This is a genomic window from Serratia proteamaculans, assembly GCF_008830365.1.
Lineage (GTDB): Bacteria > Pseudomonadota > Gammaproteobacteria > Enterobacterales > Enterobacteriaceae > Serratia > Serratia proteamaculans.
This window is the reverse complement of sequence record NZ_WBKI01000008.1, coordinates 30,232-46,273: the sequence shown is the minus strand read 5'-3', so window position 1 is coordinate 46,273 and position 16,042 is coordinate 30,232. Positions and strand designations below refer to the sequence as shown.

Here is a 16,042-nt window from a genome sequence, read left to right as displayed (position 1 = left end):
CGGCGCGCTGAACCCTTGCAGCGATAGATAAGAGGCGGTCATTAAGACCGCCTTTTTGCATATTGAATTGTCAGAGAGAGTCACTATGAGCACCACCGATACCATCGTAGCCCAAGCCACTCCGCCGGGACGCGGCGGCGTCGGCATTCTGCGTATTTCCGGCCGTGGCACCAAAGATGTGGCCCAGGCCCTACTCGGTAAGCTACCGAAGCCACGTTACGCCGATTACCTGCCATTCCGTGATGCCGAGGGCGCGACCCTCGATCAGGGCATTGCGCTGTGGTTCCCGGGGCCCAATTCGTTTACCGGCGAAGACGTGCTGGAACTGCAAGGCCACGGCGGCCCGGTGATCCTCGATCTGCTGCTCAAACGCGTACTGGCGCTTCCCGGCATGCGTATCGCGCGGCCCGGCGAGTTTTCCGAACGTGCGTTCCTCAATGACAAGCTGGATCTGGCACAGGCCGAGGCGATTGCCGACCTGATCGACGCCAGTTCCGAGCAGGCAGCCCGCTCAGCCATGAACTCGCTGCAGGGAGCTTTTTCCACCCGCATCCACCAGCTTGTGGAAGCACTTACTCACCTGCGGATCTACGTAGAAGCGGCCATCGACTTCCCCGATGAAGAAATCGACTTCCTGTCTGACGGTAAAATCGAAGCGCAGCTCAATGGTGTCATGGCCGATCTGGACAACGTACGCGCCGAAGCGCGCCAGGGCAGCCTGTTGCGTGAAGGAATGAAGGTGGTGATCGCCGGACGGCCAAATGCCGGTAAATCCAGCCTGCTGAACGCATTAGCCGGCCGTGAGGCCGCGATTGTTACCGATATCGCCGGTACGACCCGTGACGTTTTGCGCGAACATATTCACATCGACGGCATGCCGTTGCACATCATCGACACCGCCGGCCTGCGTGAAGCTATCGACGAAGTGGAGCGCATCGGCATCGAACGTGCGTGGAATGAGATCGAACAAGCCGACCGCGTGCTGTTTATGGTCGATGGCACCACCACTGCGGCCACCGAACCGGCGGAGATTTGGCCAGAATTTATGGCTCGTCTGCCGCACCGTCTGCCGATCACCGTGGTACGTAATAAAGCCGACATCACTGGTGAAACGCTGGGTATGACCGAAGTAAATGGTCACTCACTTATTCGCCTGTCGGCGCGTACCGGTGAGGGCATCGATCTGCTGCGCGACCACCTGAAGCAGAGCATGGGCTTCACCAGTAATATGGAGGGTGGCTTCCTGGCCCGCCGTCGCCACCTGCAAGCGCTGGAACAAGCGGCCCAGCATCTGGTCGAGGGCAAAGAACAGTTAGTGAGCGCTTACGCGGGGGAGCTGTTGGCCGAGGAATTACGCCTGGCCCAGCAAGCGCTGAGTGAAATCACCGGCGAATTCACCTCCGATGACCTGCTGGGACGCATCTTCTCCAGCTTCTGCATCGGCAAGTAAGCCATCAAATACCACCGATAGCGGGTTTTCTCCGCCAGAGCGGGTAAATTTTTACCTGCTCTCGGTGATTGATGCCTGAGCGGCCGGTCACAGCACCTTCAGGGTCAACGCGATATACTGAGCGACAAGGGATCCCCTCTCAGGAAAGAGCAAGTATGGCATTAACCCTCAGGGTGTTACTGGAAAATCGACTCGCTGCCGGCGTGGACCCATCGCTGCGGGTGAAAGCCGGACTAAGCCTGTTGATACAAGATGAAACGGACTCGGTTTTGTTCGATACCGGCCCTGATGACAGTTTCCTGCATAACGCAGAGCTGATGGGCGTCGACCTGTCCAGGCTAACCGCGACGCTGCTGTCACATGGCCATTATGACCACTGCGGTGGTGTCCCATGGCTAGCCGATAACAGCCGTATCATCTGCCATCCGCACATCGCCAATGAACGCTATTCGGCAGTGAAACTGCTGGGTAAAACCCGGAAAATCAAAAAATTATCGCTGGATATCGATTACTCACGGCATCAAATGGAGTACAGCAGTGAACCACTGCATATCAGCGAACGTTTTATCTGGTCCGGAGAAATCGCGGTTGCCGAGCCAAAGGCCTATGGCGTAATCAGTGGCAAAACGGAGGCGGTGGATTACGTTAGCGACGAGGGTGTGCTGATTTATAAGTCCGATCGTGGGCTGGTTATTATTACCGGCTGTGGGCATCGTGGGATCATTAACATCGTGCGTCATTGCCAAAAGATCACCGGGGTCAATAAGATCCATGCGTTGATCGGCGGTTTCCACCTGCGCTGCGCCTCACCCCGCCTGTTATGGCAGGTCAGGCATTTTCTGAGTCAGCAAAAACCGGATAAGATCATGGGATGCCATTGTACCGGCACATGGGGACGACTGTGGCTGCCAGAGATGATATCACCGGCGACGGGAGACACTTTCGTTCTGGAATAAAACGCTAACAAGCACATTAGTTTTTACCGCCATCCCCCTGAACAGGGTCCGCTATCTCCCCTGGATTGCCAAAAATCACCTAAGCTTATCTCAGCGATTTCTGTCGGGAGAGATAAGAAAGAATGAATGAACCACTGGATTTACTGGGTATCGGCCTTGGCCCTTTCAACCTCAGCCTGGCCGCCCTAGCCTATGAAAGTGGTGCCCTCAATTATACCTTCCTCGATCGAAACGCCAGCTTCCGTTGGCATCCCGGCATGCTATTGCCTTCTGCCTATATGCAGACCTATGTGCTGCAGGATCTGGTCACAGCGGTGACACCCCGCAGCCAATTCTCCTTTATCAATTACCTGGTCGAGCAGAAAAAAATTTATCGTTTTTTGATCACCGAACAGCAAATTATCAGCCGTGAAGAGTTCTCGGACTACCTGAGTTGGGCCTGCGATAGATTAGATGGGCTACAGTTTTCGCAGTCGGTTGAAAGTATTGATTTTGACGATGACCAGCAATTGTTCGAGGTACGCACCCTCAACCAGACCCTGTGGGCGAAGAATATTTGCCTGGGTACCGGCCATGACCCCTGGTTACCGACGGAGTTTTACCCGGCGCTGGGAGAGAATTGTCTGCATGCCGCCGAAATAGCCATTCGCAATCCAGATCTGACGGGTAAACGGGTGGCCGTAGTTGGGGGTGGTCAAAGCGGTGCAGATATTTTCCTGAACGCGCTGCGCGGTCACTGGGGAGAACCGGCGCAACTGGATTGGATTTCCCGCCGCCCGAACTTCCAACCGCTGGACGAGTCCGCTTTCACCAATGAGTATTTCACCCCGGAATACGTCGATTATTTTTATACGCTGCCGCAGGATATTCGCGAACGCGAAATCAGGACACAGAAACTGCCCGCCGACGGCATCAGCAATCATACGCTGCGCACGCTGTACCGAGAGTTATACATGCGTTTCGATGTCATGCATCAGCCACGTAATGTCCGTCTTTTGCCGCACCGCACGCTGCTGGCAATCGAACCGACGGACAAGGGCTATCAGCTGCGTACCCGCCACGGTTTGGAAAATCGCCAGGAAGGATTTCATGCCGACATCGTTATTTTAGCGACAGGTTACCGCCCTTCGCTCCCATCCTGTCTAAAACCCCTGTTGCCGCGCATTCCCTTTGACGATCAGCAACATTTGCCGCTGCTGCCGGATTTTAACCTTGAGTGGCAAGGTCCTGAACAGAATCGTATTTATGCGGTGAATGCCGGTATACATAGTCACGGCAGCGCCGAGGGTGGGCTCAGCCTGATGGCCTGGCGCTCTGCCCGCATTCTCAATCATCTCCTCGGTAAACCCCATTTTGATTTGACGCCTAACGCATCAATGATCCAATGGTGGAGTGACGCGGCACCGGACAATAATATTGAACAGGAAGATAAATAGGATAAAACGCATACTGTTTTTTAATGATAAATCCGCGACTTATGCTTAATCTAACCCCCCTACGTTTTCTGCTGCCCCTCTGTGATGGAGTGAATAATGGCGTGTCATTTTGCCCGATGGATCCCCACATCCACCGCACTGGATACCCGGAGACTCTCCGCAGACGTGGTTGCTGCGACCGCTTCTTTTTCCGTTAAACGCCGCCAGCGCTTCCTGCAGGGGCGCATCCTGCTCGCTGAGATGATGTTCTATCTTTATGGGCTGCCGATATTGCCCTCTATCGCCACCACCCCCACCGGTCGCCCCTGTTTCGTCGACAATCACCTGCCCGATTTCAGCCTGGCCTATGCCAGCGATACGGTAGGGGTCTTGCTCAGCCAGGAAGGCAAGGTAGGGCTGGATATTGAAGTCATGCGCGCCCGCGGCGGGCAACATAAAGAGCGGCAGCACCAATACCAAACGCCGGCCGAAAGCGCCTGGATCAGTGCGCAATACGATCGACTGGAGGCAGAAACCCAGCTGTGGAGTATCCGCCAGAGCGTGCTAAAACTTTCCGGCCAGGGTAATAGCGGGCAGTCGACGCTGCTGCTGCATCCTTTTTCCGGCCATCTGCGCTCCAGTATCACCCCCCAGGTCCATGTGATGAGCGATGCCGATGAATACCTGAGTTGGGCTTGCGCGCGTGAACCCAGCCTTGAGCGCTTAATCTGTTGGCAATACGAAACGGATAAAGGCCTGCAGAAGCACGGCGAAATATCCCCGCGAACCCCAGCCATCTCCACCCGCTTTGTGAAATTAACCAGTCTGGCACTCCACCGCTGACATCGGTGATTAATGGCGAGTCTGTAAGATAAAACTTTCTTTAACGGATAAATTTCTGCATAAAACTGCAAAGTCAGCTAAATATTCAGCAATCATCTATTCTCACTGCCCTTCTTGCCCTACTATCTTCGGGTGTTCTAAGCTGAATCTGTTCATTCGAAAGGGAGAATCACCATGTCAGACCAAGCATTAAAAATCGTCACCCTGCTCGGCAGTTTACGTAAAGGCTCTTACAACGCGATGGTCGCCCGTGCCTTACCCGGCCTTGCCCCACAAGGTGTCACCATCGAAGCACTCCCCTCTATCCGTGATATCCCGCTGTACGATGCCGATATGCAGCAGGGGGAAGGTTTCCCCGCCGCGGTGGAAGCCATTGCCGAACAAATCCGCCAGGCTGACGGCGTGATCATCGTAACCCCGGAATATAACTATTCGGTGCCGGGCGGATTGAAGAACGCCATCGACTGGCTTTCCCGTCTGCCAAATCAACCCTTGGCCGGTAAGCCAGTGGCTATTCAGACCAGCTCAATGGGACCAATTGGTGGCGCACGCTGCCAGTATCACCTGCGCCAGATCCTGGTGTTCCTCGACGCAATGGTGATGAACAAACCAGAATTTATGGGTGGCGTGATCCAGAACAAAGTGGACGCGCAGACGGAAGAATTGAATGACCAGGGTACGCTGGACTTCCTGACGGGGCAGCTGTCCGCCTTCAGCGATTACATCCGTCGTCTGAAATAAATATCTTTTTTGACGCCTTCAGCAAAAATTGACTGATGGCGTCATTATCATGAGAAAAAAATCACCAACCCATTAAAAATAAAGTCATTAAATTATGTATTTTTTTATTTTAGCCATATTACTGGCTTTCATCACCAGACCACTATTAGCCACAGAAATGCATTATCCCGCCGGAGAAGAGCCGATCGAGCTGCCGGTACATAGCCCGCTTAGCACCCAGTTACCCCGCACCGCACAGAGCCAGGAAGATAAAAAGATCGCCGCCATGTCGTTGTATCTGACGCTGATGCGTGAAGATGGCCGTAACGTATGGGCACCTTACCAGTTGGCGGCCTCCTCAGCAGAAAAGGGCCAGACCGAATTGGCAGAGCGTTATCTGCAACTGAGCGCCGATCGCGGGTTGTGGTATTACTACAATCTGTTGGAGGACGACGCCTTCAACAACATCCAACACAGCAGTACCTATCAGTCGATTCTGGCGATAACCAAAGCGCGCTATCTGCAACATGCGCATTGGTTCGAAGGCAAAGCCAGCTACGCCATACCGGACGGTACACCCCCACCCGGAGGCTGGCCAACGGTGGTGTATCTGCACGCCTATGGCAAAAGCGCCGGTATCACGCCTGAAGAGCGCCTGTTTTTCAGTGAGATCGGCGTCGCCTATGTTGAGATCAACGGCACCCAGATGCTGTCAGAAAACTGTTTCCGTTGGTCAAATTACAGTGATGAAAGCACTCAGAGCGCAATTCAGCGGGCTTTGCAGCCCTTAACCAAAGAATTAAAGCTCAACCCCCAACAGGTCTACCTTACCGCTCGTGGTCAGGGAGCACTGCATGCCGCCAATCTGCTGGCCAAGTACCCACAACTTTATGCCGGTGCACTGCTGATCGCCCCTAATGGCGAGATAAAACAGGCACAGCAGTCGCTGGCAACCCATAAGCGGCTGGTGGTGGCGCACTATGATCGGCAAAGTTTCAGCGATCAGGCGTTGGCGATGCACTTCGCCAATCTGTTCAGTGAGAATAATCAGGTAGAGGCTTTGCATTTTGCCCAGGGGGAGAACCCCGATGGCGGCTGGCAGGTGCGTTTCAAACGGCCGTTGCAGTGGATATTACATCAGGCGCCCGACGCAACGCCGGGAGCCTAAGAGAATAGGGCCGACGTTTGTCGGCCCTATTCGCATTAATGACCGTCTACAAAGACAATCTTCAGCACAAACAGTAGCGCGACAACCACCACGCATGGGCTGATTTCACGCCAGCGGCCGGTACCCAACTTCATCACGCAGTAAGAAATAAAGCCGAGCGCGATACCTTCGGTAATTGAGAAACTGAACGGCATCATCACCGCGGTCACAAACGCCGGTACTGCTTCGGTCAGGTCATCCCACTTCACCCGCGCCAGGCTGGATGTCATCAGCACGCCCACGTAGATCAACGCACCGGCAGCGGCGTAAGCCGGCACCATGCCCGCCAGCGGCGACAGGAAAATCACCAGCAGGAACAGGATCCCGGTCACCACCGCGGTCAGGCCGGTACGGCCGCCGACGGAAACCCCGGCGGAGCTTTCAATGTAGGCCGTCACGGAGGAGGTACCGACAAAGGAGCCGGCCACCGAACTGATGCTGTCCACGTACAGCGCCTGCTTCATGCGCGGGAACTTGCCCGTTGCATCAGTCAGACCAGCCTTGTCGGTCACGCCAATCAGGGTGCCGGAGGAGTCGAACAGGTTCACCAGCATAAAGGAGAAAATCACCCCCGCCAGGCCAATGTTCAACGCCCCCGCCAGATCAACCTGGCCCACTACCGAGGTAATGTTGGGTGGCATCGAGAACACGCCGCCGTATTTCACATCGCCCAGCGCCCAGCCGATCAGGGTGGTCACCACGATGGAAACCAGCACTGCCGCATGGAAATTACGTGAGGACAGCACGGCAATAATAAAGAAGCCCAGCGCACCCAACAGCACGTTGTGCGAGGTCAGGCTACCGATGGTCACCAGCGTATCCGGGTTAGCCACCACAATGCCGGCATTTTTCAGCCCCATCATGCCGATAAACAGGCCAATACCGCTGGTGATCCCCACCCGTAAACTCATGGGGATATTGGCAATCATCCAGTAGCGGACGCGGAAAATGGTCAACAGCAATAAACCGACCGCGCCCCAGAAGATGGCCCCCATGCCGATCTGCCATGAAATCCCCATCGCGCCCACCACCACAAAGGCGAAGAACGCATTGAGGCCCATTGCCGGCGCCAGTGCCACCGGCAGGTTCGCCAGCAGGCCCATCAAAATACTGCCAAAAGCGGCAATCAGACAGGTGGTTACAAACACCGCCTGCGTATCCATGCCCGCCGCGCCCAAAATTTGCGGGTTAACGAACACGATATACACCATGGTCAAAAAGGTAGTAATACCGGCAATCGTTTCCGTACGCGCCGTAGTGCCATGTTGCTTGAGTTTAAACACACGCCCAAGCAAGCCTTGCTCAACGTCAAGGCCAGTGACTTGTTTGCTCATTATCAGAATTCCGAAGAAGGGAATGGAGAGTCGCTGGCTATCCTATAACAAAAAGTCAGGGTTTTGACGCCGCTCACAGCTTTTTTTCGCCGTCTTTACGGCTAAAAACCCCAACAGATTGTATTTACTGAGATTGATCGGTAAACCGTGATTCTGGGGTCGCAATCCTGCCTGATGCGGTTAAAGTGGCATTATCACCGCATAACCTAAGGACACGGCCCCTGATGAAGCAGATTGACTGTATTTTGTTTGATTGCGACGGCACGCTGGTGGACAGCGAAGTGCTGTGCAGCAAAGCCTATGTGCACATGTTTGCCCACTATGGCATTCACCTTTCGCTGGACGAGGTATTCAGGAAGTACAAAGGGGTGAAACTGTACGAGATTATCGAACAGGTTAATGCGGAGCACGGCGTCGCCTTGCCGAAGGAAGAACTGGAGCCGTTATACCGTCAGGAAGTGGCCCGTCTGTTTGACAGCGAACTGCGGCAGATTGCCGGTGCGCGCGAGCTGCTGGCGCAGGTGACAGTACCAATGTGCACCGTGTCTAACGGCCCGGTCAGCAAAATGCAGCACTCGCTCGGCCTGACCGACATGCTGCACTATTTTGATGACCGGTTGTTCAGCGGCTATGACATTCAGCGCTGGAAACCGGACCCGGCGATCGTGTTTCACGCCGCCGAAAAAATGCAGGTTCCCGTGGAGCGTTGCATCCTGGTGGACGACTCCGCTGCCGGTGCGCAGGCGGGGATCGCCGCCGGGATCCCGGTGTTTTACTTCTGCGCCGATCCGCACAACCAACCGATCGACCATCCGCTGGTCACCGCATTCGACGATTTGGCGCAATTACCAGCGCTGTGGCGTGAACGTGGCTGGCAGTTGACTAACTAGCCGGCAACGGCGGTTTGTTACGCCACCAGCGCCATGAGCGTTTCAACGCCCGGGTCTGCGGGCTAAAGCGGCGATTGACCGCATTGGCCAGCAGATCCAGCGCCAGACAAAAAACGAAGTACACCAGGGCGATAAACAGGAACACCTCCATCGGGTACACCATGCTGCGGTTGTTGACCTGGGTTGCCAGAAAGGTCAGCTCACCGACACCGACGATATAGGCCAGCGAAGTGTCCTTGATCAACGAAATCCACTGGTTGATAAACGAAGGCACCATCATGCGCAGCGCCTGGGGCAATACGATCATCCACAGCGTCTGCCAGCGGGTTAACCCCAGTGATAAACCCGCTTGCCACTGGCCCGGGCCGATGGCGGCAATTCCCGCCTTCACCGCATGAGCCAGATAGGCCGAGGCGATCAATGCCAATGCGCAAACTACGGTAGTAATTTCCGGAATATCCACGCCAAAAACGATCGGCAGCAGAAAATAGGTCCAGAAAATCAGCATGATAACCGGGATGGCGCGGAAGAAACCCAGCAGCATGGCCTGTAATCCGGCAGCGACGCCACGCGACATCGCCAGTGCCACGCCTAACAGCGTGCCGAGAATGGCCGAAGCCACGCCGGCCATCAGGCTGATCGTCAACGTCAGCGCTGCGCCCCCCAGCGGCCCGTCCGGCCAGGTGCCCCACAGCAGATAACCCAGATTGTCGTAAATGACGCTGAAATCCATCTTAATGCCCTCTCAGCGGTTTACGCTGCTGTCGCCACATGCCCCAACCTTCCAGCAGCGCAATGATGGCGATGTACAGCACCGTCGCCACGCCAAACGCCTGGAAGGTGCGCAGCGTCTCGGTTTCCACCTGGCGCGAAGCATAGGACAGTTCGGCAACGCCGATCGCCATGGTCAGCGAGGAGTTTTTTATCACGTTCATATACTGGCCCAGCAGCGGCGGCATGGCGATTTTCAGCGCCTGTGGCAGCACCACATAGCGCATCGCCTGCCAGCCGGTTAATCCCAGCGCGTTAGCCGCATATTTTTGCCCACCGGCGACACCACGGATACCGGAACGGATCTCTTCGGCGATAAAGGCACTGGAGTACAGCGTCAGACCGAAAAAACCGGCGAGAAATTCAAACGACGGCCACTCAAGCGGGCCGATTTGATGTGAAGTATTCAGCCACTGCATGGCGGCGGACGGCAGGATCTGCCCGGCGGCGAAATACCAGAAGAACAGCTGTACCAGCAATGGCGTATTGCGAAACAACGAACTGTAACCCACCGCCAGCCAGCGCAGTGTCCACAGGCGGCTGTCACGCATCGCGGTCAGTAAAAAACCCAACAGCGTGGCGGCCAGGCTCGCGCAGGCGGAAAGCCACAGCGTCAGCAGGAAACCCTGCCACAGCCAGCTCAGATACTCCGGCGCCAGCAGCCAGTCCAGATTCATGGTCAATCCTTGTCTTGCAAAATGCGTCAGGGGCGCAGCAAGCTGCGCCCCTCCAAACAGATTTCAGCCCGTGAAAATCAGGCCTTCGGCTGTTGATCCAAAGGCGCGATTTTGAAGTCGCCGCGTGGCTGCGCGGTTTTGGTTTCCGGGCCAAACCAGCGATCGTAGATCTTCGCCGCTTCGCCGTCTTTTTCCAGTTTAATCAGCGTGTCGTTCACGCTGGTGGTCAGGCGATCTTCGCCTTTGGGAATACCGACCCCCTGGTACTCTTTGGTAATGCTGAACGGCGAGATCTCGAAATCAGCCTTTTGCGCCGCCGGCAGATTGCCGAGCAGGCCCACCAGCTTGGCATCATCCTGAGTGATCGCCTGTACGTTGCCGTTGCGCAGGGCGACGAACGCCAGCGGAGTGTCATCGTAAGAGATCACTTTAGCCGTCGGGTAATGTTCACGCAGGGTAATCTCCTGCACCGTGCCTTTGTCCGCGCCGATACGCAGTTTTTTGATGTCTTCCGGGGTTTTCAGCACGCCTTTATGGGCGATAAATTTCTGGCCGGTAGCGAAGTACGGCACGCTGAAGTTCACTTCCTTGGCACGCTCGTCAGTAATGGTGAAGTTGGCAGCGATCAAATCGACCTTTTTCGCTACCAGCAAAGGAATGCGGTTGGCCGGGTTAGTGGCACGCAGCTCCACCTTCACACCCAGCGCTTTGCCGATCGCATCGGCTACATCAACGTCATAACCCACCAGCTTTTTGCTTTGCGGATCGATATAACCGAACGGAGGGTTGCTGTCGAACACCGCGATACGCACTACGCCGGCTTTCTTGATGTCGTCGAGTTTGTCCGCATGCGCGGCACCGGTGGCGAGGCTGGTCAGGCTGGCTAACAAAGTTAAGGCCAAAACGCGATGTTTCATGAGTTGCTCCTAAGGGGTTGATGTCCTGCTGGCTGCTACGCTAGCAAGACCCACTTAGGTCAGGAAATAATATAAAAAGCTATATTTATAACCTTTTTGTCTTTAGGGGTTTTAAACAGCATAAAGGCGCAGTTTTCTGCGCCTTTGGAGGGTAACTCGTGGGGAGAATTACTCTTTTTTCTCGTCTTTACCGTCGGACGACAACAGCTTTTCCAGCGCATCGCCGCCAATATGACGGAAGTCCTGACCTTTGACGAAGTAGAAGATAAATTCGCAAATGTTCTGGCAACGATCTCCGATACGCTCGATCGAACGGGCGCAGAACAACGCAGTCAGCACGCTGGGAATGGTACGTGTGTCTTCCATCATGTAAGTCATCAACTGACGCACGATGCCTTCATATTCCTGGTCGACCTTTCTGTCTTCGCGGTAAATTCGGATCGCTTCATCCAGATCCATACGCGCGAAAGCGTCCAGCACGTCGTGCAGCATCTGCACGGTATGGCGGCCCAGCGACTCCAGACTGACCAACAGTGGCTGGTGCTGGTGCGAGAACTTTTCCAGCGCGGTGCGGCAGATTTTGTCCGCCACGTCGCCGATACGCTCCAGCTCGGAGATGGTTTTGATGATCGCCATCACCAGGCGCAGGTCGCTGGCGGTCGGCTGGCGTTTGGCAATGATCCGCACGCAGGCCTCGTCGATCGCCACTTCCATCATGTTGACCTTGGCGTCGCCTTCGATCACCCGCTTGGCCAATTCACCGTCCTGGTTGTGCATCGCGGTAATGGCGTCGGTCAGTTGCTGCTCCACCAGCCCGCCCATGGTCAACACCTGGGTGCGGATGTGCTCAAGTTCTGCGTTGAACTGGCCGGAAATGTGTTTATTTAAATTCAGGTTATCCATGATGCATCCTATCAACCATAACGGCCAGTGATGTAGTCTTCTGTCTGTTTTTTCTGTGGCGCGGTGAACAGGGTATCAGTATCACTGAACTCGATCAGTTCGCCCAGATACATAAATGCCGTGGAGTCCGAGCAACGCGCCGCCTGCTGCATGTTGTGAGTTACGATCACCACGGTGTAGTCAGACTTCAGCTCGCTGATCAGCTCTTCAATTTTACCGGTGGAAATAGGATCCAGCGCCGAGCAGGGTTCATCCAATAATAATACGTCCGGACGAATGGCGATGCCGCGGGCGATACACAGGCGCTGCTGCTGGCCGCCGGACAGGCTGTAACCGCTCTGGTGCAGCTTGTCCTTGGTTTCGTTCCACAGCGCTGCCTTGGTCAGAGCCCACTGCACCCGCTCATCCATATCGGCACGCGACAGCTTTTCAAACAGACGCACACCGAAAGCGATGTTGTCGTAAATCGACATCGGGAACGGCGTCGGCTTCTGGAACACCATGCCAACCTTGGCACGCAACAGGGCGATATCCGAGTTATCGGTCAGAATATTCTGCCCATCCAGCAGAATGCCGCCTTCGGCACGCTGCTCGGGGTATAGCTGATACATCTTGTTGAAGGTGCGCAGCAGGGTTGATTTGCCGCAGCCGGATGGACCGATAAACGCGGTGACCTTGTTCTTGGCGATATCCAGCGTGATGTTTTTCAGCGCATGGAATTTGCCATAGTAGAAGTTCAGATCGCGTACCTGAATTTTGCTGCTGGAAGCGTCGTTAACCATACTCATCAAGACTTCTCTCTTTTCATCAGCGCCGCCAGGGCCGCGCTCAAAATTTTATGAATGCTTTTGCTTGGCGAAAACTACACGCGCCAAGATATTCAGTACCAGTACACACAGGGTAATCAACAGCACCCCGGCCCAGGCCAGTTCTTGCCATTCGGCGAACGGGCTCATGGCGAATTTGAAAATGGTCACCGGCAGGTTGGCGATCGGCTGCATCAGGTCGGTGCTCCAGAACTGATTCGACAGCGAGGTAAACAGCAGCGGTGCGGTTTCCCCGGCGATACGTGCAATCGCCAGCAGCACGCCGGTGATAATGCCGGAAACCGAGGCCTTCAACGTGATGGCAGAAATCATGCGCCATTTCGGCGTACCCAGCGCGTAAGCCGCCTCACGCAGCGTATCCGGCACCAGTTTCAGCATGTTTTCGGTGGTACGGATCACGATCGGCACCTGCAACAACGCCAGTGCAATGATCCCAGCCCAGCCGGAGAAGTGCTGCATCTTCGCCACCACAATGGTGTACACAAACAGGCCCACGACGATCGACGGTGCCGATAACAGAATGTCGTTAATAAAACGGATGATTTCCGCCAGCCAGGATTTACGGCCGTATTCCGCCAGGTAAATGCCGGCCATGATGCCCAGCGGCGTGCCGAATATCGTCGCCCACATGATCAATAACCCGCTACCGGCGATAGCGTTAGCCAGCCCGCCGCCGGCAGTGTTCGGTGGTGGTGTCATTTCGGTGAACAACGCCAGCGACATTCCGTCGATGCCTTTGGTCACCGTGGAGAACAAGATCCACACCAGCCAGAACAAGCCAAACACCATGGTCGCCATCGACATGAACAGCGCCAGTCGGTTTTTCTGACGACGCCAGGCCTGCATTTTGCGACGGCTTTCCAACAGCGCCAGGTTGTTTTGCATTTCCATAGTCGCCACGTTAGCGTCCCTCCTTCTTGGCCAGACGCATGACCATCAACTTCGACAGCGCCAGGACGATAAAGGTGATAACAAACAGAATCAGCCCCAGTTCCATCAACGCTGCGGTGTGTACCCCAGATTCCGCTTCGGCGAATTCGTTGGCCAGCGCAGAGGTGATACTGTTGCCCGGCATATACAGTGAGACGCTGTCGAGCTGGTAGGTGTTACCGATGATGAAGGTCACCGCCATGGTTTCCCCCAGCGCACGGCCCAACCCCAGCATCACACCGCCGATCACGCCATTCTTGGTAAACGGCAGCACGATACGCCAGATCACTTCCCAGGTGGTGCAGCCGATGCCGTAGGCCGACTCTTTCATCATCACCGGGGTCTGTTCGAACACGTCGCGCATTACGGCAGCGATGTAAGGAATAATCATAATCGCCAGGATCACCCCGGCAGCCAGAATACCAATACCGAACGCCGGGCCAGAGAACAGCTCACCGACAATCGGAATGCCGGACAGCACATCGCCAACCGGAGTCTGGAAATATTCGGCAAACAGCGGGGCGAACACGAACAGGCCCCACATGCCGTAAACGATGCTCGGGATCGCCGCCAGCAATTCAATAGCGATGCCCAGTGGGCGTCGCAGCCAGTTTGGCGCCAGCTCGGTCAGGAATAGCGCAATACCAAAGCTGACGGGCACGGCGATAATCAGTGCAATCAACGAGGTGACCACGGTGCCGTAGATAGGCACCAGCGCACCGAACTGCTCGGCAGGCGCGTCCCACTCTTTGGTCCACAGGAAGGAGAAACCGAATTTCTGGATGCTCGGCCAGGAGGCGAAGATCAGTGAAACAATAATGCCGCCCAGCAACAATAGGGTAATCAGCGCTGCCAGTTTAACCAGCGCGCTGAAGATGACGTCACCATTTTTACTCGGTGCTTTAATGGTCGGCTTGTACTCAGCCATAGATCACTCTCTGTTTTAACCCTGGCAGGCCCAACATAGGTCAGACCCTGAAAAACTGAGTGGGGCGCGTTGGATCACGCGCCCCTGCGTTGTTAGTACAGCGCTTTACCGGAACTGTCTTTTACGTTGGTTTTCCATGCTGCACGCACCTGCTCGATCACTTCGTTCGGCAGAGTGGCATAATCCAGGTCATTAGCCTGCTTGGCGCCCGTTTTGTACGCCCAGTCAAAGAACTTCAGCACTTCGGTGCCCTGAACCGGGTTTTTCTGCTCTTTGTGCACCAGGATGAAGGTGGTGGAAGTGATTGGCCAGGCGTTGTCGCCTTTCTGGTCAGTCAGGTCCTGTGCGAAGGTTTTGCTCCAGTCCACGCCTTTAGCCGCCGCGCTGAAGCTCTCTTCGGTTGGGCTAACCGCTTTGCCATCGGCAGAAATCAGCTTGGTGTAAGCCAGGTTATTCTGCTTGGCGTAAGCATATTCAACGTAGCCGATAGAACCTGGCAGACGCTGTACGAAGGCCGCGATGCCGTCGTTACCCTTGCCGCCCAGACCGGTTGGCCAGTTAACGGTAGAGCCTGCGCCGATTTTCTCTTTCCACTGTGCGTTGGCTTTAGACAGGTAGCTGGTGAACACGAACGAGGTGCCTGAACCATCAGCACGACGCACAACGGCAATGTTCTGATCCGGCAATTTAACGCCTGGGTTCAGCTTGGTGATCGCCGGATCATTCCATTTTTTCACGTTACCCAGGTAGATGTCGCCCAGGGTTTTGCCGTCCAGGGTCAGTTCGCCGGATTTGATGCCCGGGATGTTAACTGCCAGTACCACACCACCGATCACGGTAGGGAACTGGAACAGGCCATCAGCTGCCAGTTTTTCGTCAGTCAAAGGTGCATCAGAAGCCCCAAAGTCAACGGTATTGGCGATGATTTGCTTCACGCCACCAGAAGAGCCGATGCCCTGATAGTTAACTTTGTTGCCGGTTTCTTTCTGATAAGAATCTGCCCACTTGGCATAAACCGGAGCGGGGAATGTCGCACCTGCACCGGTCAGGCTAGCAGCAGCGAACGCGGACACGGCGGTCAGGGAGAAAGTCGCTGCCACAATACTGGCGACGGTGGTACGCATCAGTTTCATAATCCCTCCTAATGGGATATTCAAAAATCGACTTCAAGTCGTTTTCATCAGAGTAAGTATTGCTGCAGGAGGGAAAATAGGACAGTTTGGTGACAGTAAAATGTACGAAATATGACAGTTATATTACAGTGCGAGCGCTGT

The 16,042-nt window shown here is 55.2% G+C and carries 16 protein-coding genes; 7 read left to right on the top strand and 9 right to left on the bottom strand.

The genetic code is table 11. The features are described from left to right. The first annotated feature begins 85 nt into the window (after positions 1-85). The 6 genes from mnmE (at position 86) to F8R23_RS21240 (ending at position 6,552) form a co-directional block, all read left to right on the top strand. Positions 86-1,450, top strand: a complete 1,365-nt coding sequence (mnmE, locus tag F8R23_RS21265) for a tRNA uridine-5-carboxymethylaminomethyl(34) synthesis GTPase MnmE (RefSeq protein ID WP_112349466.1) — start codon at positions 86-88, stop codon at positions 1,448-1,450. Positions 1,451-1,605: 155 nt separating this feature from the next. Continuing rightward, positions 1,606-2,406, top strand: a complete 801-nt coding sequence (locus F8R23_RS21260; RefSeq protein WP_112349467.1) for an MBL fold metallo-hydrolase — start codon at positions 1,606-1,608, stop codon at positions 2,404-2,406. Positions 2,407-2,528: 122 nt separating this feature from the next. Further along, positions 2,529-3,842 (top strand): lysine N(6)-hydroxylase/L-ornithine N(5)-oxygenase family protein, encoded by a 1,314-nt coding sequence (locus F8R23_RS21255; RefSeq protein ID WP_112349468.1) that lies wholly within the window; start codon positions 2,529-2,531, stop codon positions 3,840-3,842. A 96-nt stretch (positions 3,843-3,938) separates the two neighbouring features. Further along, positions 3,939-4,664: a 4'-phosphopantetheinyl transferase family protein gene (locus F8R23_RS21250; protein WP_129936192.1), complete on the top strand. Its 726-nt coding sequence runs from the start codon at positions 3,939-3,941 to the stop codon at positions 4,662-4,664. 174 nt (positions 4,665-4,838) lie between these two features. Continuing rightward, positions 4,839-5,405: an NADPH-dependent FMN reductase gene (locus F8R23_RS21245; protein ID WP_099064425.1), complete on the top strand. Its 567-nt coding sequence runs from the start codon at positions 4,839-4,841 to the stop codon at positions 5,403-5,405. 94 nt (positions 5,406-5,499) lie between these two features. Continuing rightward, complete coding sequence (locus tag F8R23_RS21240) at positions 5,500-6,552, top strand: alpha/beta hydrolase (protein ID WP_129937737.1); 1,053 nt, start codon at positions 5,500-5,502, stop codon at positions 6,550-6,552. Positions 6,553-6,587: 35 nt separating this feature from the next. On the opposite strand, the gene F8R23_RS21235 is transcribed toward F8R23_RS21240, so the two are convergent. Then, entirely contained in the window at positions 6,588-7,925 is a 1,338-nt protein-coding gene (locus F8R23_RS21235; protein WP_099064423.1) for an NCS2 family permease, read from the bottom strand. A gap of 224 nt (positions 7,926-8,149) precedes the next feature. Here F8R23_RS21235 and yieH point away from each other — a divergent pair, with 224 nt between their 5' ends. Next, the gene (gene yieH / locus F8R23_RS21230; protein WP_129936190.1) at positions 8,150-8,815 is read left to right on the top strand and encodes a 6-phosphogluconate phosphatase; all 666 of its coding nucleotides are present in this window, start codon (positions 8,150-8,152) and stop codon (positions 8,813-8,815) included. Here yieH and F8R23_RS21225 read toward each other — a convergent pair. From F8R23_RS21225 to pstS, 8 genes are all read right to left on the bottom strand, one after another. Beyond that, a complete protein-coding gene (locus tag F8R23_RS21225; protein ID WP_151415966.1) occupies positions 8,808-9,548 on the bottom strand; it encodes an amino acid ABC transporter permease in 741 nt (246 codons plus the stop codon). The two genes, yieH and F8R23_RS21225, sit on opposite strands and share 8 nt — an antisense overlap. A gap of 1 nt (position 9,549) precedes the next feature. Beyond that, positions 9,550-10,263 carry an amino acid ABC transporter permease gene (locus F8R23_RS21220; protein WP_112362304.1) on the bottom strand — a complete coding sequence of 238 codons (714 nt, stop codon included), beginning with the start codon at positions 10,261-10,263 and terminating at the stop codon, positions 9,550-9,552. A 77-nt stretch (positions 10,264-10,340) separates the two neighbouring features. After that, a complete protein-coding gene (locus F8R23_RS21215) occupies positions 10,341-11,180 on the bottom strand; it encodes an ABC transporter substrate-binding protein (RefSeq protein WP_129936187.1) in 840 nt (279 codons plus the stop codon). A gap of 168 nt (positions 11,181-11,348) precedes the next feature. Continuing rightward, a complete protein-coding gene (gene phoU / locus F8R23_RS21210) occupies positions 11,349-12,083 on the bottom strand; it encodes a phosphate signaling complex protein PhoU (RefSeq protein ID WP_085120124.1) in 735 nt (244 codons plus the stop codon). 11 nt (positions 12,084-12,094) lie between these two features. Next, complete coding sequence (pstB, locus tag F8R23_RS21205; protein ID WP_012004491.1) at positions 12,095-12,871, bottom strand: phosphate ABC transporter ATP-binding protein PstB; 777 nt, start codon at positions 12,869-12,871, stop codon at positions 12,095-12,097. A 48-nt stretch (positions 12,872-12,919) separates the two neighbouring features. Further along, positions 12,920-13,810, bottom strand: a complete 891-nt coding sequence (gene pstA, locus F8R23_RS21200) for a phosphate ABC transporter permease PstA (RefSeq protein WP_099064418.1) — start codon at positions 13,808-13,810, stop codon at positions 12,920-12,922. Between the two features lies 1 nt (position 13,811). Next, positions 13,812-14,768: a phosphate ABC transporter permease PstC gene (gene pstC, locus F8R23_RS21195; protein ID WP_085120121.1), complete on the bottom strand. Its 957-nt coding sequence runs from the start codon at positions 14,766-14,768 to the stop codon at positions 13,812-13,814. Between the two features lie 92 nt (positions 14,769-14,860). Next, positions 14,861-15,901, bottom strand: a complete 1,041-nt coding sequence (pstS, locus tag F8R23_RS21190) for a phosphate ABC transporter substrate-binding protein PstS (RefSeq protein ID WP_112349477.1) — start codon at positions 15,899-15,901, stop codon at positions 14,861-14,863. Positions 15,902-16,042: the final 141 nt, after the last annotated feature.

Bases quoted from the DNA above. Each gene is read 5' to 3' on its own strand.
- F8R23_RS21215 (WP_129936187.1), bottom strand. From the start codon at position 11,180: ATGAAACATCGCGTTTTGGCCTTAACTTTGTTAGCCAGCCTGACCAGC.
- F8R23_RS21260 (WP_112349467.1), top strand. From the start codon at position 1,606: ATGGCATTAACCCTCAGGGTGTTACTGGAAAATCGACTCGCTGCCGGC.
- F8R23_RS21245 (WP_099064425.1), top strand. From the start codon at position 4,839: ATGTCAGACCAAGCATTAAAAATCGTCACCCTGCTCGGCAGTTTACGT.
- F8R23_RS21255 (WP_112349468.1), top strand. From the start codon at position 2,529: ATGAATGAACCACTGGATTTACTGGGTATCGGCCTTGGCCCTTTCAAC.
- pstB (WP_012004491.1), bottom strand. From the start codon at position 12,871: ATGAGTATGGTTAACGACGCTTCCAGCAGCAAAATTCAGGTACGCGAT.
- F8R23_RS21250 (WP_129936192.1), top strand. From the start codon at position 3,939: ATGGCGTGTCATTTTGCCCGATGGATCCCCACATCCACCGCACTGGAT.
- F8R23_RS21225 (WP_151415966.1), bottom strand. From the start codon at position 9,548: ATGGATTTCAGCGTCATTTACGACAATCTGGGTTATCTGCTGTGGGGC.
- F8R23_RS21240 (WP_129937737.1), top strand. From the start codon at position 5,500: ATGTATTTTTTTATTTTAGCCATATTACTGGCTTTCATCACCAGACCA.
- pstS (WP_112349477.1), bottom strand. From the start codon at position 15,901: ATGAAACTGATGCGTACCACCGTCGCCAGTATTGTGGCAGCGACTTTC.
- mnmE (WP_112349466.1), top strand. From the start codon at position 86: ATGAGCACCACCGATACCATCGTAGCCCAAGCCACTCCGCCGGGACGC.
- F8R23_RS21235 (WP_099064423.1), bottom strand. From the start codon at position 7,925: ATGAGCAAACAAGTCACTGGCCTTGACGTTGAGCAAGGCTTGCTTGGG.
- F8R23_RS21220 (WP_112362304.1), bottom strand. From the start codon at position 10,263: ATGAATCTGGACTGGCTGCTGGCGCCGGAGTATCTGAGCTGGCTGTGG.
- phoU (WP_085120124.1), bottom strand. From the start codon at position 12,083: ATGGATAACCTGAATTTAAATAAACACATTTCCGGCCAGTTCAACGCA.
- yieH (WP_129936190.1), top strand. From the start codon at position 8,150: ATGAAGCAGATTGACTGTATTTTGTTTGATTGCGACGGCACGCTGGTG.
- pstC (WP_085120121.1), bottom strand. From the start codon at position 14,768: ATGGCTGAGTACAAGCCGACCATTAAAGCACCGAGTAAAAATGGTGAC.